This window comes from Catenuloplanes sp. NPDC051500 (assembly GCF_044454585.1).
In the GTDB taxonomy this organism is placed as follows: Bacteria; Actinomycetota; Actinomycetes; order Mycobacteriales; family Micromonosporaceae; genus Catenuloplanes.
Window position 1 is genome coordinate 37,474 of record NZ_JBITDX010000019.1, and the last position, 21,093, is coordinate 58,566.

24 protein-coding genes and 1 pseudogene are annotated in these 21,093 nt (G+C 70.3%); 13 read left to right on the forward strand and 12 right to left on the reverse strand.

What is annotated here, in order from left to right:
* Positions 1-78: 78 nt before the first annotated feature.
* The 4 genes and pseudogenes from rplT to ACIA8K_RS30720 form a co-directional block, all read right to left on the reverse strand.
* Complete coding sequence (rplT, locus tag ACIA8K_RS30705) at positions 79-471, reverse strand: 50S ribosomal protein L20 (RefSeq protein WP_396065517.1); 393 nt, start codon at positions 469-471, stop codon at positions 79-81.
* 36 nt (positions 472-507) lie between these two features.
* Positions 508-702, reverse strand: a complete 195-nt coding sequence (rpmI, locus tag ACIA8K_RS30710) for a 50S ribosomal protein L35 (protein ID WP_396065519.1) — start codon at positions 700-702, stop codon at positions 508-510.
* A 217-nt stretch (positions 703-919) separates the two neighbouring features.
* Positions 920-1,495: pseudogene (gene infC, locus ACIA8K_RS30715) on the reverse strand (translation initiation factor IF-3); the annotation flags it as partial.
* 493 nt (positions 1,496-1,988) lie between these two features.
* Positions 1,989-2,225 (reverse strand): hypothetical protein, encoded by a 237-nt coding sequence (locus ACIA8K_RS30720; protein WP_396065521.1) that lies wholly within the window; start codon positions 2,223-2,225, stop codon positions 1,989-1,991.
* A 196-nt stretch (positions 2,226-2,421) separates the two neighbouring features.
* On the opposite strand from ACIA8K_RS30720, the gene ACIA8K_RS30725 reads away from it, so the two are divergent.
* From ACIA8K_RS30725 to ACIA8K_RS30770, 10 genes are all read left to right on the forward strand, one after another.
* The gene (locus tag ACIA8K_RS30725) at positions 2,422-3,174 is read left to right on the forward strand and encodes a hypothetical protein (protein ID WP_396065523.1); all 753 of its coding nucleotides are present in this window, start codon (positions 2,422-2,424) and stop codon (positions 3,172-3,174) included.
* Positions 3,171-3,575, forward strand: coding sequence for a phage holin family protein (locus tag ACIA8K_RS30730; RefSeq protein ID WP_396065525.1), 405 nt, complete (start codon positions 3,171-3,173; stop codon positions 3,573-3,575). The genes ACIA8K_RS30725 and ACIA8K_RS30730 overlap by 4 nt, the downstream gene beginning before the upstream one ends.
* Entirely contained in the window at positions 3,572-4,255 is a 684-nt protein-coding gene (locus ACIA8K_RS30735) for a DUF3618 domain-containing protein (RefSeq protein ID WP_396065527.1), read from the forward strand. The genes ACIA8K_RS30730 and ACIA8K_RS30735 overlap by 4 nt, the downstream gene beginning before the upstream one ends.
* A gap of 309 nt (positions 4,256-4,564) precedes the next feature.
* A complete protein-coding gene (locus ACIA8K_RS30740; protein ID WP_396065529.1) occupies positions 4,565-5,161 on the forward strand; it encodes an RNA polymerase sigma factor in 597 nt (198 codons plus the stop codon).
* A gap of 271 nt (positions 5,162-5,432) precedes the next feature.
* Complete coding sequence (locus tag ACIA8K_RS30745; RefSeq protein ID WP_396065531.1) at positions 5,433-6,725, forward strand: extracellular solute-binding protein; 1,293 nt, start codon at positions 5,433-5,435, stop codon at positions 6,723-6,725.
* 17 nt (positions 6,726-6,742) lie between these two features.
* The gene (locus ACIA8K_RS30750) at positions 6,743-7,654 is read left to right on the forward strand and encodes a carbohydrate ABC transporter permease (RefSeq protein WP_396065533.1); all 912 of its coding nucleotides are present in this window, start codon (positions 6,743-6,745) and stop codon (positions 7,652-7,654) included.
* Positions 7,654-8,466 carry a carbohydrate ABC transporter permease gene (locus tag ACIA8K_RS30755; protein ID WP_396065535.1) on the forward strand — a complete coding sequence of 271 codons (813 nt, stop codon included), beginning with the start codon at positions 7,654-7,656 and terminating at the stop codon, positions 8,464-8,466. The genes ACIA8K_RS30750 and ACIA8K_RS30755 overlap by 1 nt, the downstream gene beginning before the upstream one ends.
* 10 nt (positions 8,467-8,476) lie before the next feature.
* Complete coding sequence (locus tag ACIA8K_RS30760; RefSeq protein ID WP_396065537.1) at positions 8,477-9,973, forward strand: alpha-N-arabinofuranosidase; 1,497 nt, start codon at positions 8,477-8,479, stop codon at positions 9,971-9,973.
* Positions 9,974-10,020: 47 nt separating this feature from the next.
* Positions 10,021-11,169, forward strand: coding sequence for a GDSL-type esterase/lipase family protein (locus tag ACIA8K_RS30765; RefSeq protein ID WP_396065539.1), 1,149 nt, complete (start codon positions 10,021-10,023; stop codon positions 11,167-11,169).
* A 94-nt stretch (positions 11,170-11,263) separates the two neighbouring features.
* Positions 11,264-11,905, forward strand: coding sequence for a DUF2225 domain-containing protein (locus ACIA8K_RS30770; protein WP_396065541.1), 642 nt, complete (start codon positions 11,264-11,266; stop codon positions 11,903-11,905).
* Positions 11,906-11,924: 19 nt separating this feature from the next.
* On the opposite strand, the gene ACIA8K_RS30775 is transcribed toward ACIA8K_RS30770, so the two are convergent.
* The 8 genes from ACIA8K_RS30775 to ACIA8K_RS30810 all read right to left on the reverse strand — a co-directional run bounded on the left by ACIA8K_RS30775 (position 11,925) and on the right by ACIA8K_RS30810 (position 19,425).
* The gene (locus ACIA8K_RS30775) at positions 11,925-12,380 is read right to left on the reverse strand and encodes a PH domain-containing protein (protein ID WP_396065544.1); all 456 of its coding nucleotides are present in this window, start codon (positions 12,378-12,380) and stop codon (positions 11,925-11,927) included.
* Positions 12,381-12,434: 54 nt separating this feature from the next.
* Positions 12,435-12,875: an SgcJ/EcaC family oxidoreductase gene (locus ACIA8K_RS30780; protein WP_396065546.1), complete on the reverse strand. Its 441-nt coding sequence runs from the start codon at positions 12,873-12,875 to the stop codon at positions 12,435-12,437.
* 99 nt (positions 12,876-12,974) lie between these two features.
* Entirely contained in the window at positions 12,975-13,913 is a 939-nt protein-coding gene (locus ACIA8K_RS30785; RefSeq protein WP_396065548.1) for an alpha/beta hydrolase, read from the reverse strand.
* A 22-nt stretch (positions 13,914-13,935) separates the two neighbouring features.
* Positions 13,936-14,874 carry an NADP-dependent oxidoreductase gene (locus ACIA8K_RS30790; RefSeq protein ID WP_396065550.1) on the reverse strand — a complete coding sequence of 313 codons (939 nt, stop codon included), beginning with the start codon at positions 14,872-14,874 and terminating at the stop codon, positions 13,936-13,938.
* Positions 14,875-15,011: 137 nt separating this feature from the next.
* Positions 15,012-15,866 (reverse strand): helix-turn-helix domain-containing protein, encoded by an 855-nt coding sequence (locus tag ACIA8K_RS30795; RefSeq protein ID WP_396065552.1) that lies wholly within the window; start codon positions 15,864-15,866, stop codon positions 15,012-15,014.
* Positions 15,867-15,897: 31 nt separating this feature from the next.
* On the reverse strand, positions 15,898-16,674 hold the full coding sequence (locus tag ACIA8K_RS30800) for an amino acid ABC transporter ATP-binding protein (protein ID WP_396065733.1): 777 nt from the start codon (positions 16,672-16,674) through the stop codon (positions 15,898-15,900).
* Positions 16,675-17,683: 1,009 nt separating this feature from the next.
* A complete protein-coding gene (locus tag ACIA8K_RS30805) occupies positions 17,684-18,553 on the reverse strand; it encodes an amino acid ABC transporter permease (RefSeq protein ID WP_396065554.1) in 870 nt (289 codons plus the stop codon).
* On the reverse strand, positions 18,550-19,425 hold the full coding sequence (locus tag ACIA8K_RS30810) for an ABC transporter substrate-binding protein (RefSeq protein WP_396065556.1): 876 nt from the start codon (positions 19,423-19,425) through the stop codon (positions 18,550-18,552). Before ACIA8K_RS30810 ends, ACIA8K_RS30805 begins: the two co-directional genes overlap by 4 nt.
* A 64-nt stretch (positions 19,426-19,489) precedes the next feature.
* Between ACIA8K_RS30810 and ACIA8K_RS30815 the strand changes: the two genes are divergently transcribed.
* The 3 genes from ACIA8K_RS30815 (at position 19,490) to ACIA8K_RS30825 (ending at position 21,027) form a co-directional block, all read left to right on the forward strand.
* Positions 19,490-19,753, forward strand: a complete 264-nt coding sequence (locus ACIA8K_RS30815; RefSeq protein ID WP_396065558.1) for a phosphoribosyl-ATP diphosphatase — start codon at positions 19,490-19,492, stop codon at positions 19,751-19,753.
* 46 nt (positions 19,754-19,799) lie between these two features.
* Positions 19,800-20,651 carry an ATP phosphoribosyltransferase gene (hisG, locus tag ACIA8K_RS30820; protein ID WP_396065560.1) on the forward strand — a complete coding sequence of 284 codons (852 nt, stop codon included), beginning with the start codon at positions 19,800-19,802 and terminating at the stop codon, positions 20,649-20,651.
* Between the two features lie 196 nt (positions 20,652-20,847).
* Entirely contained in the window at positions 20,848-21,027 is a 180-nt protein-coding gene (locus ACIA8K_RS30825; RefSeq protein WP_396065562.1) for a hypothetical protein, read from the forward strand.
* The last annotated feature ends 66 nt before the right edge of the window (positions 21,028-21,093 follow it).

The window sequence follows — 21,093 nt, forward strand, 5'->3', positions numbered from 1 at the left end:
GACAAAAGCCGAGGCGCCCCGCCCGTAACGATCACGGGAGCGGGACGCCTCGCCTCACGGAGATGACGCAGGTGGAACTCAGGCGGCCTGAGCGGACGCGCCGCCGATGCCCTCGGCCGCGACGGCGGCCCGGGCGATCTCGACGAGGCCGGCGAACGTGGCCTCATCGTGCACCGCGAGGTCCGCGAGGATCTTGCGGTCGACCTCGACACCGGCCAGGCGCAGGCCCTGGATCAGCCGGTTGTAGGTCATGCCGTTGGCCCGGGCGGCCGCGTTGATACGGGTGATCCACAGCTGGCGGAAGTCGCCCTTGCGGTCACGGCGGTCCCGGTATGCGTACTGCATCGAGTGCAGCACCTGCTCCTTGGCCTTGCGGTACAGCCGGGACCGCTGGCCCCGGTAGCCGCTGGCCTGCTCGAGCAGGGTACGACGCTTCTTCTGGGCGTTTACCGCCCGCTTGACGCGTGCCATTGAACTACTCCTAATAAAAAGTCAGTGGCGGGCGCGTCAGCGGCCCAGCAGCTTCTTAATACGCTTCACGTCGGCCTTGGCCACCTCGACGGTGCCGCTCAGCCGGCGCGTACGGGTGGAGGTCTTGCCCTCCAGCAGGTGACGCTTGCCGGCCTGCTCGGTACGGAGCTTGCCCGTGCCGGTGACCTTCACCCGCTTGCCCATGCCGCTGTGGCTCTTCATCTTCGGCATCGAACGCCTCTTCTTCCTGATACAGGCCGGGGGTTCCCGGCCGGTTGTGGCCGGGGGCCGGCCGCTACTGGCCGGGTGTTCCGGCCGTTCCACCCGCGTTGGCGCCCCCGGCAGCGGGAACCGCTGCGACGGGCGTCTCCTCGGCGGTCGCCTCGTCGGCGGTCACCTCTTCGGTGCTCGCCTCATCGGCGGTCACCTCGTCGGTGCTCACCTCGTCGGCGGCATCCTCAAGGTCCTCTTCCCGGGGCGGGCGAGGCGCCTTGGCACTGGCAGCGATACGTTCCGCCGCGGCCACCTTGGTGGCGCGGTGCGGGGCCAGCACCATGGTCATGTTTCGGCCGTCCTGCTTCGGAGAGGCCTCCACGTACCCAAGTTCCTGGATCTCGGACTCGAGCCGGCGCAGCAGGCGGTAGCCCAGCTCCGGACGGCTCTGCTCGCGACCACGGAACATGATCGTGACCTTGACCTTGTCGCCCGCCCGGAGGAACCGCACCACGTGACCCTTTTTGGTCTCGTAGTCGTGCGGGTCGATCTTCGGGCGGAGCTTCATCTCCTTGATGACGGTCTGCTGCTGGTTGCGCCGGGCCTCGCGCGCCTTGAGTGCAGACTCATACTTGAACTTGCCGAAGTCCATGAGCTTGCACACCGGCGGACGGGCCATTGGCGCCACCTCGACCAGGTCCAGATCGACATCCGCAGCCAGCTGCAGGGCGCGCTCGAGCGGGACGATGCCCACCTGCTCACCCTCTGGGCCGACCAGTCGGACCTCCCGCGCCCGGATCTGATCATTCACGCGTGGTTCGGCGCTGATGGGGCCTCCTCATAACTGCTTCCCGCACCCGCCGGCCGGCCGGCGCGGGTCTGGCGACGCCCGTCCGCCTGCCCCGGCGGTTCGAGCCTGCGCACGGCGTGCGCTGTCGGCCACAAGCAGAAAGGCCCCGGCATGAGTGCACGCCAGGGCCCGCTCGACCGGTCGCGGCATCTCACGAGCACGCTTACGCGCACCGCGACGCCACCGCGCTGCGGACGCGAACGCCCGAGGCGGTTGACCGGGACCCGGACGCTGACGCGACGCGGGTGGGAGCAGGCGCTCCGCTTCATCACCACCACGCAGATTCAGGATCTCGGCCATGACCGGAGAGGTCAGGAACCGAGCCGATCGTGAACAGGCGTGATGGTCAGGTCGACCCGGCGAGTCTATCAGGCGGTTCACCCACCCGCTAACCAGCCCGCCCGTGGACGCGGATCGCCCCCGGCACAGCACCGGGGGCGATCCTGAAATCAATTCAGCTCCGGTCGGAATCCGTCGCGGTCGCCACCCGGTCGGCGGAACTCTCAATGCCGTCCTCGGCACCCTCCGGGTTGACCACGCCGTCGGAGTTAAAGACGATCAGAGAATCCTGAGATTTACTCGTACGAATATAGCGGTGCACGAGACCGTCTTCTTCGATCTCGATCAGAGCGGCGTTTCCGGCATTCATCTTCTCACCGTCACGCACGCCCCCGACCAGCACGGAATCCATCTCGGACGGTGTATCCAGAGTGTCAGGCATGTGGCCGGATACCCGCTGCCGGAGGCGTTAAACGGTCGATTTTGTCGCAGATAAATTGACCCGCCCCGCTCGCATGAAATTTCACCGACCAGGGTAGCCAGTTATTCGAACGGCCCGGCAATCATGCTTATTCATCCCCCGCAGACCTCGATAGGAGGGCACTGAGATGACGGACATTTACGCGTCGCCCACAGCGTCCGAAAGCGACAGTTACACCTCCACCACCGAGAAGGCCAAGGAGCAGGCGCGCGAGCTCGGCCACACCGCGGCACAGGCCGGCGGCGGCGTCGCGGAGACCGCCAAGGAGGAGGGTCGCCGGGTCGCCGGTGAGACCACCCGCCAGGCCCGCACGCTGTACCACGCGACCCGCGAGGAGTTGCGCTCACAGGCCGGTGACCAGCAGAAGCGCGCGGTCGGCGGCATCCGCTCGGTCGGCAGCGAGCTGCGCTCGATGGCGGACCAGGGCGGTCAGGAGGGGCCGGCGAGCGGGTACGCACGCCAGGCCGCTTCCAAGATCGACCAGGTCGCGGACTGGCTGGAGAGCCGGGAGCCGGGCGCGCTGGTCACCGAGGTCAAGGAGTACGCGCGCCGGAACCCGGGCACGTTCCTGGCCGGCGCCGCGATCCTCGGCGTCATCGCCGGCCGGGTAACCCGCAGCGTCGCCGCGGAGGTCTCCGACGCCCGCCACGACGACACCCCGTCCTCGGCCACCCCATCTTCGGCCACCTCGAGCGCGGCCGGTTACGCGCCGGCCTACACCGCTCCGGCCGTGACCCCGGTCGCCGTCGTGCCGGTCGAGCCGCTGGCCGCCACGCCGGCCACCACCGCGCCGCTGCCGGTCGCCGACCCGGGCCCGGGCGTCGCCGTGGGCACCGCGCCGGTCACCGACCCGTTCTACGACCGCGAGGTCCGGCCGTGACCCAGGGTCCCGACGTCTCTCAGCGCTCCTTCGGCGAACTGATGGGCGAGGTCACCCAGGACCTCTCCACGCTCGTCCGGCAGGAGGTCGAACTGGCCAAGGCGGAGCTCCGCGAGGAGGGCAAGAAGGCAGGCAAGGCCGCGGGCTTCTTCGCGGGCGCCGGAGTCGCCGGCTTCCTGGTGCTCCTCTTCCTCTCCACCGCGCTCTGGCAGGGCCTGGCCAACGTGATGGATCCGGGCTGGGCCGCGTTGATCGTGGCCGTGCTCTGGGCCGCCATCGGTGGCGCGCTCTTCGTGCTGGCCCGTCGCAAGGCGCGCGAGATGCGCGGCCTGCCGCGGACCGCGGAGACCGCCAAGGAGATCCCGCACGCCCTCAAGCCCCACAGTGGAGGCCTCTCATGAGCAACGACCCCGACCAGATTCGCGCCGAGATCGAGCGGACCCGTGCCGGGCTCAGCTCCGACGTCGACGCGCTCGCCTACAAGGCCAGCCCTTCGCGCATCGTCGAGGAGCGCAAGCAGCGCGTGCGCACCGCCCTTCGCAGCACCCGGGAGAAGATCATGGGAACCGCCTCGGACACCGGATCGGCCGTCTCGGACAAGGCGTCGGGCGCCGCACACGCCGTCTCGGACAAGGCTTCCGGCGCGGCACACGCCGTCTCGGACAAGGCCTCCGACGCGGCCCACGCGGTCTCCGGCAAGGCCTCCGACGCGGCGGACGCGGTCCGTCAGGCTCCCGCCGCCGTGAAGGCCCGGGCCGAGGGCAACCCGCTCGCCGCCGGCCTGATCGCGTTCGGCGCCGGCTGGCTGATCTCGTCGCTGCTGCCGGCGAGCCAGAAGGAGCGCCAGCTGGCGGCGGACGCGAAGTCCGCGCTGCAGGAGCACGGCGGCGCACTGGCCGAGGAGGCCAAGAGCCTGGCCAGCGAGGTCGGCGAGCACCTGCGCGGCCCGGCTGAGGAGGCCGTCGGCCAGGTCCGCGAGACCGCGACCGGCGCGGCGCAGAACGTCCGCGACGAGGGCCGTTCCGCAGTCGGCGACGTCAAGGACCAGGCCGGCAAGGCGCGCGAAGAGGTCCGCTCCTAAACACCCCGCAGGCACCGGAAGCGCAGATCCCCACCCGGGTCTGCGCTTCCGGCATGTCCGGGCTTCGTGGCATATAGACCGCGCTCGGTCACACAACCGACACGCAACGGCCGACCCCGGCTCCTCCGAATGTGCGAGGCTTTCCGCATGACGGGCCGGAAGCCGCCGGGGGGCGGCACGGCACCACGTACCGCACGCGTCCCGCACGGCTGAGGACGAGCGGGCGCTGCGTTTCCCAGGGGGGGGGGTTGGGGACCCGTAGTGACCATTGTGGTTGGAACCATCGTGGAAGCGCCCGCGCAGTCGCGGGTGAGAGTGAGGGAAGACGACGACCTGGCAGGGCTCGTCACAGCCGCGTCCCGGGGGGATACGCGGGCGTGGGACACGATCGTCGCCCGGTACGGCCGGCTGGTGTCGTCGGTGTGCCGACAATGGCGGCTGAGCGACGCCGACACCGCGGACGTGAGCCAGACCGTCTGGCTGCGGCTGTTCGAACAGCTGGACCGGCTCCGTGATCCGCGTGCGCTGCCCGCCTGGCTGCTGACCACGACCCGGCGCGAGTGTCACCACCTGCACCGGGCCGCGAAACGGGAACTGCCGGGCGCGACAGCCGCGCGACTCGAGGGTGAGGCGGACGCCACCGCCGACTCCGTCGATGACGGGCTGCTGCGCCGGGAGCGCGGGGAGGCGGTGCGGGCGGCGTTCGACGAACTGCCTCCGCACTGCCGGGAGCTGCTGGAACTGTTGCTGAGCGACCCGCCCACGCCGTACGGGGAGATCAGCACGCGGCTCGGCATGCCGTGCGGCGGCATCGGGCCGAACCGGGCCCGCTGCCTGGACCGGATGCGGCGCAACCCACGGTTCCGGGCGTTCATGACCGACCCGGGCCCGCAGCACACCCGGTGACATTGGGCTGTATCAACCCTCCTTCCGGTCGCCTCTTACAGGAGAAGGCTGGTGAGGGCGCCGGCAAACCCCGTCCATCGCGGGACGGGAGCCCTCGACCGCGGGGCGGGGGTCGAGGGCAGGGCGGGGGTCGCCGAATCGGGCGGCGGCCCCTGTCGCATCCATCGACGTACACCCATTGACTTTCGCCATGTGAGCGCTAACACTCTCTCCCTAAGTAACGCACCCGTAATACGCGCGCCTCGATCGGCGCAGGGGAGGGATGCGGGCTATGAAACGACGACGACTGCTCATCGGTGCTGCCGGGGCGATGGCCGCCGCCGCGTGCGGCGTGCCGTCCGGCAGCGACCGGCTCCGCTACTGGAACCTGTTCGGCGGCGGGGACGGCGTGCGCATGGTTCAGCTGATCGACGCGTTCGCCGCCAGCCGGCCGGACCTCGACTTCCAGGCATCCACGCTCGCCTGGGGCCCGCCTTACTACACGAAGTTGTCGATGGCCGCGGCCGGCGGGCGTGCGCCGGACGTGGCGATCCTGCACCTGGCCCGGCTGCCCAGTTTCGCGCCCGGCCGGCTGCTCGACCCGTTCCCGCAGGAGCTGCTGACCGAGGCCGGCATCACGAAGGACCGCTTCCTGCCGGAGATCTGGGACCGCTGCGTGGTGGACGGGCAGGTCTACGCGATCCCGCTCGACACCCACCCGTTCGTCATGTACTACAACACGGACCTGTGCAGACAGCTCGGCCTCAGCGACGCGAACGGTGACCTGATCCCGTTGCGCGGCCCGGACGAGCTCGTCGCCGCGTGTTCAGAGGCGAAAAGACTGACAGGTGGGTACGGGGTGGTGCTCGACAACTTCGGCGTCTCCCCCTGGCGCCTGTGGTGGACGCTCTACCGCCAGCTGGACGGCGACCTGCTCAACGCGGACGCCACCGCGCTGGTCGTCGACGATGCGAAGGCGTTGCAGGCGCTTGACTTCATGCGCCGGCTCTCGGTCACCGACGAGGTCGCGCCGGGCCAGATGCTGCTCTCCGGCGCGGTCGCGCTCTTCGGCAGCAGCAAGGCCGCGTTCCTGTTCAACGGCGAGTGGGAGGTCACCACCTTCCAGACGCAGAAGACGCCGTTCTCGATGGTGCCGTTCCCGGAGGTCTTCCCTGGCACGTCCGGCCCGGGCGGCATCGCGCGCACCCAGGCGGACTGCCACACGTTCGTGCTCCCCCACCAGCGGGACCGTACGGTGGCGGGCACCCGGCCCGCGCTCGACTACGTGAAATTCATGCTTGAGCACAGCGTGGACTGGGCCGCGGGCGGGCACGTGCCGGCCTGGCTGCCGGCCACCCGGAGCCCGGACTATCTCGCGCTTGACCCGCAGTCGCGGTACCGGGACGCGGCCACCACTGCCCAGCTCGATCCGAAGGCCTGGTTCAGCGGTTCCGCGTCGAACATGGAGAACCTGGCCGGTGCCGCGTTCGGCGCCGTACAGGCCGGGACTGCCACCCCGGAGGCGGGACTGGCGCGCTTCAAGGCCGACATCAGGCGCCTCATCGACACCCCCGCACCGGTCTAGGGTCAGGGAGGACTCCGATGGCCGTCGACACCGCTCCCCCACCGGTGATCACCGCGCCCGCACGCAAGGACAGCGCGTTCACCGGGCTCTGGTTCGCGCTGCCGTTCCTGATCGTCTACGCGGTCTTCCTGATCTGGCCGATCCTGTCCGGCCTGTGGAGCAGCCTGTTCAACACCAGCCTGGCCGGCGGCGACGTCGAGTTCCTCGGGCTGGGCAACTATGCGGAGATGGCCCGGGACGGCGCGGTCTGGGACTCGTTGTGGAACACGCTCCTGTTCACCATCCTGAGCACGCCGCCGCTGGTGCTTGCCGGGCTGGGCATGGCGTTGCTCGCACATCGCGCGCGGCGTACCGGCTGGCTGTTGAGGTTTGCGTTCTTCATGCCCTTCCTGATGCCCGTGACGGTTGTCGCGCTGATCTGGTTGTGGATCTACCAGTCCGACTTCGGGCTGCTCAACGCGGTGGTGGAGTTCTTCGGCGGGGAGAAGGTCGCCTGGATCCAGGATGAGCGGACCGCGATGGCCGCCGTGGTGCTCTGCACGCTGTGGTGGACTGTCGGCTTCAACTTCCTGCTCTACCTGGCGGCGCTGCAGGGCATCCCGCGGGAACTGCACGAGGCGGCCGCGGTGGACGGCGCGGGCCCGGGTCAGCGGCTGTGGCGGATCACGCTGCCGCTGCTGCGCCGCACGACCGGGCTGATCCTGGTGCTGCAGCTGATCGCGTCGCTGAAGATCTTCGATCAGGTGTACCTGCTGAACGAGGGGGCGGCCGCGCCGGTCACCCGGCCGCTGATCCAGTACGTCTACGAGCAGGGCTTCACCAGCTACCGGATCGGCTACGCGAGCGCGATCTCCTACCTGCTCTTCCTGATCATCATTCTGGTGGCCTTCGCCCAGTTCAAGATCTTCCCGGCCGGAAGGGACGACTGATGCGTACCCGCGTGCCTCTGTCGCTGTTGGGTGTGGCCTTCGCCCTGCTCTGGCTGGTGCCGCTGGCCTGGGCGATCGACACCTCGGTCAAGCCGGAGGGCGAGACCACCCGGGTGCCTGTCACCTGGATTCCGGACGTGTTCACGCTTGACGCCTACCGGAGCGTGTTCACCGCCGGTGACCTGCCGCTCTGGCTGCTCAATAGCGCGCTTGTGGCGAGCGGCGTGACAGTGCTGACGCTTGCCGCGGCGAGTCTGGCCGCCTACGGCTTCTCGCGGCTCGACTTCCCCGGGCGGAACTGGCTGTTCGCACTGATCCTGGCCGGAATCATGGTGCCGCCGCAGGCACTGATCGTGCCGCTGTTCCACCAGATGCAGTCGCTCGGACTTGTCGACACCTACTGGGGCATGATCCTGCCGCAGCTGGCCGCGCCGGTGATGGTCTTCATCCTGAAGAAGTTCTTCGACGGCATCCCGCGCGAGTACGAGCAGGCCGCCGAGCTGGACGGCGCGAGCCGGCTGCGGATGTTCTGGAGCGTGGTGCTGCCGATGTCCCGGCCGGTGCTGGCCGCGGTCGGCGTGTTCACGTTCGTCACCGCGTGGAACAACTTCCTGTGGCCGTTCATCGTGGTCAGCGACCCGGACCTGATGACAGTGCCGGTCGGCCTGGGGACCGTGCAGAGCTCCTACGGCGTGCGGTACGCGCAGATCATGGCGTCCACAGTGATAGGCGGCCTTCCCCTGGTGATCGTGTACGCGTTCCTGCAACGTCACGTCATCCGCGGCGTGGGCGATGCGGGACTCAAGGGATAGAGAGGTTCACGTGCAGCACGCGACAGTCACGCTCGACCCCGCCTTCACGATCGCGCCGGTACGCCGGCGGACGTTCGGCTCGTTCGTCGAGCACCTCGGCCGCTGCGTCTACACCGGCATCTACGAGCCGGGCCATCCCACCGCGGACCCGGACGGCTTCCGGCAGGACGTGCTGGAGCTGACCCGGGAGCTGGGCGTCTCGATGGTCCGCTACCCGGGCGGCAATTTCGTCTCCGGCTACCGGTGGGAGGACGGGGTGGGGCCGCGCGCGTCCCGTAAGAAGCGGCCGGACCTCGCCTGGCACACCATTGAAACGAACCAATTCGGCACCGACGAGTTCCTGCGCTGGTGCGGCCGGGCCGGCGTGGAGCCGATGATGGCCGTCAACCTCGGCACCCGGGGCGTGGCGGAGGCCGTCGACCTGCTCGAATACACCAACCATCCGGGCGGCACGCACTTCTCCGACCTGCGCGCCCTGCACGGAACCCCGAAGCCCTACGACGTGAAGCTCTGGTGCCTCGGCAACGAACTGGACGGACCGTGGCAGGTCGGATTCAAGACCGCGCACGAGTACGGCCGGCTCGCCGCCCAGACCGCCCGCGCGATGCGGATGCTCAACCCGGACCTGACGTTCGTGGCAGTGGGCAGCTCCGGGTCGGCGATGCCTGAGTTCGGCGCCTGGGAGGCGGAGGTGCTTGCCGAGACGTACGAGGAGGTCGACATGATCTCCGCGCACGCGTACTACGAGGAGGTGGACGGCGACCTCGGCTCGTTCCTCGCGTCCAACCTGGACATGGAGCACGTGATCCGCGCGGTGACCGCGACCGCGGACCACATCGGCGCACGGCTGAAGTCGTCGCGGCGCATCAACATCTCCTTCGACGAGTGGAACGTCTGGTATCTCAGCCGCTTCCAGAACCAGCCGCCGATCACCAGCTGGGAGACCGCGCCGCGCCAGCTGGAGGACATCTACTCGGTCGCGGACGCGGTAGTGGTCGGCAGCCTGCTCATCTCGCTTCTGCGGCACAGCGACCGGGTCGAGGCCGCCTGCCAGGCCCAGCTGGCCAACGTGATCGGCCCGATCTTCACCGAGCCGGGCGGACGGGCGTGGCGGCAGACCATCTTCCACCCGTTCGCGCAGGCGTCCGCGCTGGCCCGGGGCGCGGTGCTGCACACCGCGGTCTCCTCGCCGGTGTACGAGACACGGAAGCACGGGGACGCGCCGCTGATCGACGCGGTGGCGACGCACTCCCCATCGGGCGAGGTGGCGTTGTTCCTGGTCAACCGCTCGATCGACGAACCGGTGCGGGTCACCGTCGACACCCGCGCGTTCGGCCGGGAGCTGCGGATCGGCGACGCGACAGTGCTCGCGGACGACGACGTCTACGCGGTCAACACCGCGGACGCGCCGGACCGGGTGGCGCCGCACCCGCACCCGGGCGTCACGGCCGGCTCGCTCGAGGTGGTGCTGCCCCCGGTGTCCTGGAACGTACTCACGCTTCATTGAGAAGCGCCTACCTAAAGCTATTAGGTTTTATGCGATATGCTTTAGGCATGATCACTGAAGACCTGCTGCGGGGTGCGGCCGAGATCGAGCGCACCCCGCACGGCCTGCTCCCCCACCGGCTGCCCGCCTGGGCCCGCGCACAGGCCGACGATCCGCAGCTCGCCCAGGTCGAGGCCCACCCCTCGGGGGTTCGAGTCGCGCTTCGCACCGCCGCCACCTGGATCGAGCTGGACACGCTGCCCACCCGCATGGTGCTCGCCGGCGTACCGCCCATGCCGGACGGCACCGTCTACGACCTGCTTGTCGACGGCGCGCTTGTCACGCGCGTGACCGCGGACGGCGGCGACACGGTCACCCTCGACATGGCGACCGGGACACAGTCGCTGACCCGCGGCCCGGTCGCCACGCTGCGCTTCGACGGGCTGCCCGCGCGCGAGAAGGACGTGGAGATCTGGCTGCCGTACCGGGAGCGGACCGAGCTGCGCGACCTCCGGGCGGACGCCCCGATCACGCCGATCCCGGACCGTGGCCGCCGGGTCTGGCTTCATCACGGCAGCTCGATCAGCCACGGCTCCAACGCGGACGGCCCGTCCACCACCTGGCCCGCGCTTGCCGCCGCGGCCGGAAACGTCGAGCTGATCAACCTGGGGCTTGGCGGGAGCGCGCTGCTCGACCCGTTCACCGCCCGCGTCATGCGGGACACGCCTGCAGCACTGATCAGCGTCAAGATCGGCATCAACCTGGTCAACGCGGATCTGCTGCGGAAGCGGGCGTTCGGACCTGCCGTACACGGCTTTCTGGACACGATCCGCGACGGGCATCCCGACGCGCCGCTGCTGGTGATGTCGCCGATCCTCTGCCCGATCCACGAGGACACACCGGGCCCGGGCGCGTTCGACATGGCGGCGCTGGCCGAGGGACGGCTGGCGTTCCGCGCCACCGGCTCGCCGGACGAGGTCGCGGCCGGCAAGCTCACGCTGCGCGTCATCCGCACCGAGCTGGCCCGCATCGTCGCCGCCCGCACGGCCACCGACCCGCATCTGTCCTATCTGGACGGCCTTGACCTCTACGGCGAGGCCGACACCGCCGCGCTGCCGCTGCCGGACGCGCTGCACCCGGACGCGGAGACCCACAGGCTGATCGGCCGCCGCTTCGCCGCACGCGCGTTCAGCGCGGACGGCCCGTTCGCGTCCTAAATGGGCGGACGGAATTGGCACGCATGATCTAACGTGGGTCGCGCCGGTGAGGAACCGCCTCATTCCGTGCAAACCTATAGAAAGTGCGTGATATATGACAATGCTGAAGCGGGTCGAGTTCACCTGTGTCAACTGCGCCGGCCCGTTCGACGGAGACGCCATGGTCAGTCAGACCACGTTCTCCGGACAGGCCTCGGATTTCCGGCCGCTGTACGACGATCTCCTCGCGACCCGGATGCACTCCTGCCCGGCCTGCGGCTTCGCCGGCTATGAGTCGGTGTTCTGGGAGCAGGAACAGGTACCGTCCGAGGTGTCCCGCCAGATCGCGGAACACCTGACACCGACAGCCGCGACCATCCGGCCGTCGGCCCCGCGCCGCTACGAGGCGGCCGCCCGGATCGCGGAGTGGAGCGGCGCTCCCGACTTCCTCGTCGGCGACCTCTACCTCAAGGCCTCCTGGTGCTGCGAGGCTCAGCTGGAGGTCGACGCGGACGACGACGAGGCCTCCTTCCGCAGGAAGGCCATCGCCCGGTTCGAACGGGCGCTCGCCACCGGCGACCTCGACCCGGGAAACGCGGCGGCGCTGACCTACCTCGTCGGCGAGCTGTACCGGCGGATCGGCGAGACCGCCACCGCCCACACCTGGTTCGACCGGACGATCGCCCTGACCGACGGCGACCCCGACTTCGCCGAACTCGCCGAACGGCAGAAGTCCGACCCCAGCAACGAGATGTGACGCCTGGGGCGTGACGCTGTCAGGCCGCGGCCGTGGCGGTGGAGTGCAGGGCGCGCAGTGCACGCACGCCCTGCACCGCGTAATCCTTGTCCGCCGTCTGCACCGCGAGCAGCGCCAGCGACTCGTCGTCCGCCAACTCCAGGAACGCCCACGCCGAGTGCTGATCGAACCGGATCCCCAGCACCACCGCCCACGGCACCTGATAACTGCCAAGCAGATTCCGCACCCTGATCCCCTCAGCGTCCGCCTCCACGCGCGGCCTGGTGAACCACAGCACCCCGATCGCGGCGAGCACCCCGAGCCCGATCATCGCGATCTGATCCCCGACCTTGAACACCACGGTCGACTGGTCATTGACCCGCCCCGACAGCCCGAGCCCGACAAGCGTGAACACCACCACCACCGCCACGGCCGCCACATAACAGACGATCCGCACCCGCTGCGGGCGCAGCCTCACGACCTCGGTCTCGCTCATCGCCCGAGTGTCCCAAAACCCAGATGCCGACAACCTTCAGGGGTACGCCGGCAGTCAGGCGCCAGGGCTGAAAATGGGACGGCCGGTCGACGACGGGGGCAGTTCGTCGACCGGGGCGGCGGTGTTCTGGCAGGCCGTCAGGAGCCAGCGGCCGTCCTCCTTGGCCATCACCCACAGCGGCGTGCCGGCGTCCGGGCCGGCCGCGGTCCGGTAGATCTGCCGCACCTTGACGGCCGCGACGTCCGGGCGGATGAACAGGAGATGCTCCAGCCGGAACGTCACTGTGGCGTCCGTCATCCCGCCCGGCAGCGTCTGCCGGGTAAAGGCCGCGATCGCGTCACGGCCGAAGAGCCGTCTGCCGCTCCCGGTGGTCCAGATCGCGTCCTCGCGGAACAGGCCGAGGAACTCGTCGGTCAACTCCTGGTTCTGGGCCCGTTCCACCGTGGCGATCACCTGCTCGATCGCCTCGACGTCCGGCGCCGCATATTCGCTCATGGCCGCGACGTTAGAACCTCGACCATGGTTGAGGTCAAGGTCACGACGACGGTGAAGGGCGCGCGGGACTCGGACCAGCGAGGACACGCCACACCGCAGTCAGAGGGACCTGAGGACGCGGATGCGGTCGGCGACGGCGCGGCGGGCGACGTCGGACGTGAAGGCGATCGAGTCGAACTCGTGGGGGGCGCCCGGGTGCAGGTGGAACTCGACCGGGACGCCGGCGCGGCTGAGCGTGGCCGCGTACGCGAGGTCCTCATCCCGGAACGCGTCGAGCTGCCCCACCTCGATGTACGCCGGTGGGAGCCCGGTCGCGTCGTCGAGCCGGGCCGGAGCGGCCGTGGGCGGCACACCTGGCCCGCCCGCGGCCTCCCCAAGCAGCGCGGGCCACGCGGTACGGCTGTCGTCGTAGGACCAGAGCAGGTACGGCGCGATGTGCGGGTCGGGCGTGCCGATGCGGTCGTCGAGCATCGGCATGATCAGCAGCTGCCGGGCGATCCGCGGGCCGCCGCGCTCGCGGGTCAGGATGGTCAGTGCCGCTGCCATGCCGCCGCCTGCGCTGTCGCCCATCACCCCGATCCTGTCCCGGTCGACGCCCAGCTCGGGGGCGCGCTCGTGCAGCCAGCGCAGTGCGGCGTAGGCGTCCTCGAGCGGCGTCGGGAACGGGAACTCGGGTGCGCGGCGGTATTCGACCGACAGCATCGGCACGCCGGAGGCCGACACATAGCGGGCGACCGGGCCGTCGAACAGGTCGATGTGGCCGAAGATGTATCCGCCGCCGTGGAAGAAGAGCGCGGCCGGGCCGGGCGCCGCGCCGTCCTTGACGTACCAGCGGACGGTGATCTGTGCGCCGTCGTCTGCGGTCACCGTGTGATCGGTGAGCGTGACGTCGGACGGCATCGGCTGGGCGTTGCCGGCGGCGCCGATGACCGGTTCCCAGAAGGCGCGACGCCCCGCGATGTCGCCGATCGCCGGTGGTGTCGCACCGGCCATCGGGGCCAGCGCGGCGGCGATCTCGGGGTCCAGGCTCAAAGACATGACGATCCCTCCCTGGTACGTGTCAGGCCGCGAGTACGATGATCTTGCCGGACAATTCGCCCGCGCCGGCCCGCGCGTGAAGTGCGGGCAGGTCGGCAAGCGCGACCCGCTCGGCGACCTCGACGCGCAGCTCACCGGTGCCGACCCGGGCGGCCAAATCGGCGAGCTGGTCGGCGTCGCTGCGGACGAACAGGTTGATGCCGCGCACGCCGCGCGCCTCGTCGGACGGGGCGGGCATCCAGACCGTGGTGTTGACCAGGGCGCCGCCGTCCCGGATCAGCGTGACGAGCGCGGCCAGCTGCTCCGGGGCGACCGGCGCGAGGTTGATCACGAGATCGACCGGCTCGGTCACCGCCGCGGCCACGTCCGTGCTTGTGTGGTCGATGATCTGGTCGGCGCCGGCGGCCTTGACCCGGTCGGCGCTGCGCGGGCCGGCCGTGGCGATCACCTGGGCGCCGGCCTCCTTGGCCAGCTGCACGGCGTATCCGCCGACCGCGCCGCCGGCGCCGTTGATCAGCACCCGCTGGCCGGCGGTAAGCGCGCCGTGGTCGAACAGCGCCTGCCACGCGGTCAGGCCCACGAGCGGGAACGCCGCCGCGTCGGCAAGCGGGATGTTCCTCGGCGCCCCGGTCAGGATCTCCGCCGGCGCGAGCACGTACTCCGCGGCTGCTCCGGTGCCGGTCATCGGCAGGAAGCCGATCACCTGGTCGCCGACCGCGATGTCGTCCACACCGTCTCCGAGCGCGTCGACAGTGCCCGCCACGTCGAGGCCGGGGGTGTGCGGCAGCACGACCGGGATCGGCCCCTGCATGAACCCGGCGCGGATGTTGCCGTCGACGCCGTTGAACGACGTCGCGGCGACCCGGATCCGGACCTGGCCGGCGCCGGGGGTGGGCTGCTCGACGTCCTCGTAGCGCAGGACCTCGGGGCCGCCGAACTCGTGGAAACGCACTGCCTTCATCGCTGAACCTGCTTCTGTGAGCGCCGCGATGTGCTGTGAACGGCGCGAACGACCTCCGCGTCACAGGGATCGCCCGGAGGCGGTCACTGGAGCCGCGGTGGCGGTGACGTCACTGAATCTCGCAGGATCCGGCGCGGTTAGCCTGGGCCGGCCCGGCCCACCTTGACGATGGCCGGCTCCCCGGCGCCGACGATCTCCGCGAGCCGCGCCGCATCGGCCGAGCCCGGCGCCGCCGTGAGCATCAGCGCCGTCAGGTCGTCGCCCGGGATGGCCAGCAGGCTGCCGACAAGCGTGACAGCGGCGCCGCCGTCGGGATGACTGAACGCGGCACTGCTCTCGTAGGCCGTCACCGGACGCGGCGCACGCCACAGGGTGTCGAACAGGCGGCTCCGGCTCCGCATCTCGTCCACGAGCGCGGCGAGCGACGTGTCGGCCGGGTATCGCAGCACCGCGCTCCGCAGGCGGGCGACCAGGACCGCCTCATGATCGGTCGCGTCGGTCGCGGACTGCTTGAAACCGTCGAACGGGTCGCAGAACGACCGCCAGGCGATGTTCCACTCCCAGGGGTCCCCGGTGAGCTGCCAGTGCCCAAGCGCCAGGAACGCGCTGTTCACGGCGACCAGGTTCATCGCCGCGTCGGAGACGAACATCGGCGTGTCCGCGAACCGCTCCAGCAGCCGCGTCGCACCCTGGCCCATCTCGGTCGGCACCCGGCCGTCCACGGCGGCGTACCCGGCAAGCGCGCAGAGCCGCTCGTAGTCCGACCGCCCGATCCGCAACGCGCGGGCGATCGCGTTCACCACCCCGGCCGACGGGTGGCTGCGGCCCTGCTCCAACCGGCGCACATAGTCCGCGGACATCCCGGCGAGCTCGCCGAGCTCCTCGCGCCGCAGCCCCTGGGTCCGCCGCCGGCCGACCGGCAGTCCGACAGCCGCCGGGGCCGTGTTCTCCCGCAACTGGCGTACCGCGGCACCGAACTCGTGACGTTCCACGGCCCAAGTGTGCCCGATAGTTGATCAGGAACTACAGACGTCCCGCCTCGATGATCCGGCGGAGGAACTGGCGGGTACGCGGGTGCTGCGGGCTGCCGAAGACCTGCTCCGGCGGGCCCTGCTCCAGGATTCTGCCACCGTCCAGGAAGCAGACCCGGTCGGCCACCTGACGGGCGAACGCCATCTCATGGGTGGCCAGGATCATTGTCATGCCCTCGGTCTTCAGGTCCTTGATCATGGAGAGGACCTCGCCGACCAGCTCCGGGTCGAGCGCGGACGTGACCTCGTCGAGCAGCAGCAGCCGCGGCGAGTTGACGAGCGCGCGGACGATCGCCACCCGCTGCTGCTGACCGCCGGAGAGCCGGTCCGGGTACTCGCGGGCCTTGTCGCCGAGGCCGACGCGTTCCAGCCAGGTGCTGGCCTCCGCCTCCACCTCGGCGCGGCGCCGCCGGTGCACGCGTTCCGGCGCGAGCGTGATGTTCTCCAGGACCGTCATGTGCGGGAACAGGTTGTAGGACTGGAACACCATGCCGATCTTGCGGCGTACCGTGTCAGGATTGATCCTCGGGTCGGTGATGTGCTCGCCGTCCAGCAGGATCGTGCCGTCGTCCAACTCCTCAAGCAGGTTGATGCAGCGCAGCAGCGTCGACTTGCCGGAGCCGGACGCGCCGATCAGCACCACCACCTCGTGCTCGGCCACGTCCAGATCGAGATCCTGCAGCACCAGCCCACCGCGGAACGACTTGCGCAACCCGGAACAGGTAAGCGCCGGAAGCGTCGGCACCGGCACGAACGCGACCTCGTCCATGTCGCCGAACGTGGGCAGCGCGCTCGGGTCGTCAGTCGTCCGGATCGGCCGCACCAGCCCGGCCGCGGTGTCGCTCAGCTCGTCGCGCTCCCGCTCCCGCCGCCGGCTGCGCCGGGTCGGCCGCCCGTCCTCCGCCGGTTCCGCCGACGCGGCATGACGCGAGCGCCGCGGCCGGTCACCCTGATCACGCGACTCCCGCTCCGCACTCTTCTCCAAAGGCATGCGGGGGTACGAAGAGGTGCCCTGCGGATCCGCTTCGTCAGAGGTCTTCGCGTCCCGCGTCACAAACCCTGGGTAGCTCCCGGAAGGCGACTCCGTCGCGTAACCACCGGAGGTCGCGTAACCACTGGAGGTCGCATAGCCGCCGGAGGTCGTGTAACCGTCAGAGGTCGTGTAACCGTCAGAGGTCGCGTAACCGCCTGAGGTCGCGTAGCCGCCGGAGGGTGAGTCCGGCAGGTAACCGCGCGACGGTAAACCCGCCGGATAGCCGCCCGAGGGCACGTCCACGGCGAAGGAGCCCGACGGCGAGTCCACCGCGTAACCGCCGGACGGCGAATCCGCCGGATAGCCCGGGTCCACCGCGAAGGTGCCGGACGGTGGATCCGCCGCGAACCGGCTCGCGCGCGGCTCCGCCGGATAGCCGCCCGACCGGGAACCGCCCGGCGGGGAGTCGTCCTGACCGCCCGCTGACGACTCCGCCGCGACCTGCCGGGACGTGCGACGGCGGCCACGACTCGGCAACTCCGGCGCGTCGTTGTAGAGGCTGCCGGTCGCCGCGCTCCCATCCGTACCCTCGGAGGGGCTTGAGGGGGTTGATGGTTCTGACACCGCGGGAAAGGTGCCTGTGGCGCGGCGGAGAGCGCGGTCCTTGGCCCGCTCGCGACGCTGCCGGGCCTTGTCGAAGTCGGCGACCTGCGCCTCCTGGCTGCGCTCCGGCTGCCTGTCGAGCCGGTCCCGGTCGAGTTGCTCGCTGAAGCTCAGATCACCGTCATCGCCGTCCGCCACGACGTCACCGCCCGCCCGCGTTCTGCCGCCGCGCCGCGCGCAGCGTCACCAGGTCCGTCACCGCGATCAGCGGGATCGCAAGCAGCACGAACAGTACGGCCGCGACCACGTAGGGCGTGAAGTTGAACGCGTCCGCGGTCTCGATCTGCGCGGCGCGCACCGCGTCCACCAGGCCGGCCACCGACACCAGACCCACGTCCTTCTGCAGCGCCACCATGTCGTTGAGCAGCGGCGGCGCGACCCGGCGCACCGCCTGCGGGAGCACCACGTGCCGCATCGTCTGCCGGTAGGTGAGCCCGAGCGAGCGCGCGGCCGACCACTGGCTCGGGTGGATGCTCTCGATGCCGGCCCGGAACACCTCGGCCAGGTAGCCCGCATACGTGATGATCAGCGCGATCGCGCCGAGCACAAGCACGCTCGGCGTGCCCTGCAGACGCAGTCCCGGCACGCCGAAGGTCAGCAGGTACAAGCCGATGATCAAAGGCATGCCACGAAGCGTGTACGTGTACCCGGTGGCCATCGCCCGCAGCGGGAACAGCACCGCGCCGCGCGTGGTCCGCAGCACCGCGATCAGCATGCCGAGCAGCAGCGCGCCGGCCGCGCACACCACGAGCAGCTGGATGTTGAGCCAGAGGCCGCGCAGGATCGGCGGCAGCGAGTCGAGCGCCACCTGCGGATCGAGGAACGACGCCCGCACCCGCGGCCAGCCCGGCGAGCCGGTGACGAGCAGCACGACAAGCGCGCCCGCCACCGCCGTCGAGACCGCGCCGACGATCACCGACTGGACCGACTGTTTGCGCCGGTAGGCGAGCCGGGCCCGCTGCGCCTCACTCGGCGCGTAGGCCTCACCCGGAGCCTGGTCGAGGGCGGTCACGACAGCTCGGGCGCGCCCGCCACCTGGGCGAGCCACTGCTTCTCCAGGCTGGTCAGCGTGCCGGCGGTGCGCAGCGAGTCGACCGCCTGCGTCACACAGCCGGTCAGCGGAGAGCCCTGGTCGAGCACGAGGCCGAACTGCTCCGGCACGCCCACCTGCGGCATCTGGCCGACGATCTTCGCGTCGGTCAGCTCGGCCGCGGTCATGTAGAACGCGGTCGGCAGATCCACCACCAGGCCGTCGATCGTGCCGTTCTCAAGCGCCTGCTTCGCGTCGTCGTTGCTGTTGAACACCTGCGCGGCCTGACTCGGCTTGATCAGGTCGGTGATCGCCTGGTAGCTGGTCGTGCCGACCTGCGCGCCCAGCTTCGCGTCCTTCAGCCCGGCCAGGGACGTCGCGCCCGCGATCGGCGACGCGTTCTTCGCCACCACCGCCTGCCGCACCAGGTAGTACGGCGACGAGAAGTCGACGGCCTTGCGCCGCTCCTCGGTGATCGAGAACTGGTTGATGTCGAGGTCGAACGCCTTCGGCCCCGGCGCGATCGCGCTGTCGAACCGCACCCGCGCCCACACCACATCGTCCTTGGCGTAGCCGAGCGCGCCGGCGACCGCGTAGGCCACCGCGGACTCGAAGCCCTCGCCGTTCTCCGGCTTGTCGTCCTTGAACCACGGCTCGTACGCCGGCTGGTCGGTGCCGATCGTCAGCTTTCCCGCAGTAAGCGTCCTCAGCGAGGCCGGATCGCAGGACAGCGCACCGCCGCTTGTCGTCGCCGCGGGCGCCGCATCGGTGCCGGAGTCCTCCGGAGCACACGCGGACACCCCGGCGACCGTGGCGAGCAGCAGGGCGGCGGCGGACACGGAGGTTCTACGCATGGTGGGAAGCATATTGGCTGCCCGGGTGTCCCGGGGCCGGAGGGGGCTGCGAGAATCGTCTCCCGTGAAGACCTTCGACGAGCTGTTCGCGGAACTGCAGGCAAAGGTGGCCGCCGGGACTCCCGGGTCCGGCACCGTGGCGGCGGTCGAGCGCGGCGTCCATGCCATCGGCAAGAAGGTCGTCGAGGAGGCGGCCGAGTCGTGGATGGCCGCCGAGCACGAGGGTCCGGAACGTGCCGCCGAGGAGATCTCCCAGCTGCTCTACCAGGCCCAGGTGCTGATGCTTGCCACCGGGCTGGAGCTGAAGGACGTCTACCGACATCTCTGATCGTGCTGAGGTCGGTTCCCCCTTCTTTCTCCCTGGAGTCTCCCGCATGCTGCGCATCGCCGTGCCCAACAAGGGCGCCCTCTCCCGGCCCGCAATCGAGATGCTTCGCGAGGCGGGCTACCGCCAGCGTGGTGACGACCGTGACCTGGTCTGCCAGGACACCGCCAACGACGTCGAGTTCTTCTATCTCCGGCCGCGCGACATCGCGGTCTATGTCGGCTCCGGCGACCTGGACCTCGGCATCACCGGCCGCGACCTGCTCCTCGACTCCGGCGCCCCCGCGCTGGAGATCATGGACCTGGCGTTCGGCGGCGCCGCGTTCCGGTTCGCCGCCCGCCCGGAGACGCTGCAGTCCGTCGCCGAGATCGACGGCCGCCGGATCGCCACCGCGTTCCCCGGCGTGGTCGGTCACTACCTGGCCGAGAACAACCTCAAAGCCACCGTGGTACGCCTCGACGGCGCGGTCGAGAACGCCATCCGCCTGGGCGTCGCCGACGTCATCGCGGACGTCGTCGAGACCGGCGCCACGCTCCGCCAGGCCGGACTTGTCACGATCGGTGAGCCGCTGCTGCGCTCCTCAGCGATCCTGATCGGCCGGGCCGGCGCGCCGACCTCCCAGGAGCACGGCGCCGCCCAGCTGCTGCGCCGCCTGCAGGGCGTACTTGTCGCCCGCCGCTACGTGATGCTCGCCTACGACGTACGCGCCGACCTGCTCGACCAGGCGACCGCACTGACCCCCGGCATAGAGTCCCCGACCGTCTCCCCGCTGCACCGCGAGGGCTGGGTCGCCGTCCAGGCCATGGTCCTCCGCGCCGACATGCACCGGATCATGGACGAGCTCTACGACCTCGGCGCCCGCGCCATCCTGGTCACGGACATCGCGGCCACCCGTCTCTGAGCTGTGAGGTGCTACACCTGCCACCGCGGCGGGAGCGTGTCCGCTCCCGCCGTGGGAGCCGGTGGCCGCGGACGCGCTCGTCCTCTCGAGCGCCGGCCTGACGCCGCCACGCTGTCGTAGGCCGGATGGTCACCCCTCGCCCGTCACACGTAGCGTCAGTGTCGACAGGAACAATCGGTAGATCTCGGAGTGTGTGATGAGCTGGACTGAAGCCGACGGCGACGCGTTGTTCCGGCAACCCCCGGGCGACAAGGCCGACGACGAGAAGCAGGGCGCCTTCGACGGCGGCCCCGAGGCCATGCGCCGCCTCCGCAACCCGTTCGAGACCGACCGCCAGGCCGACGAGAAGCCCTCGGACGACGACACCTCCCGCTAGGGCGACTGCCGCAGCCCATCGGCATCCGCGGCGCCCGGCGGCGGCGCCGCGCGGACGGCCTGACGC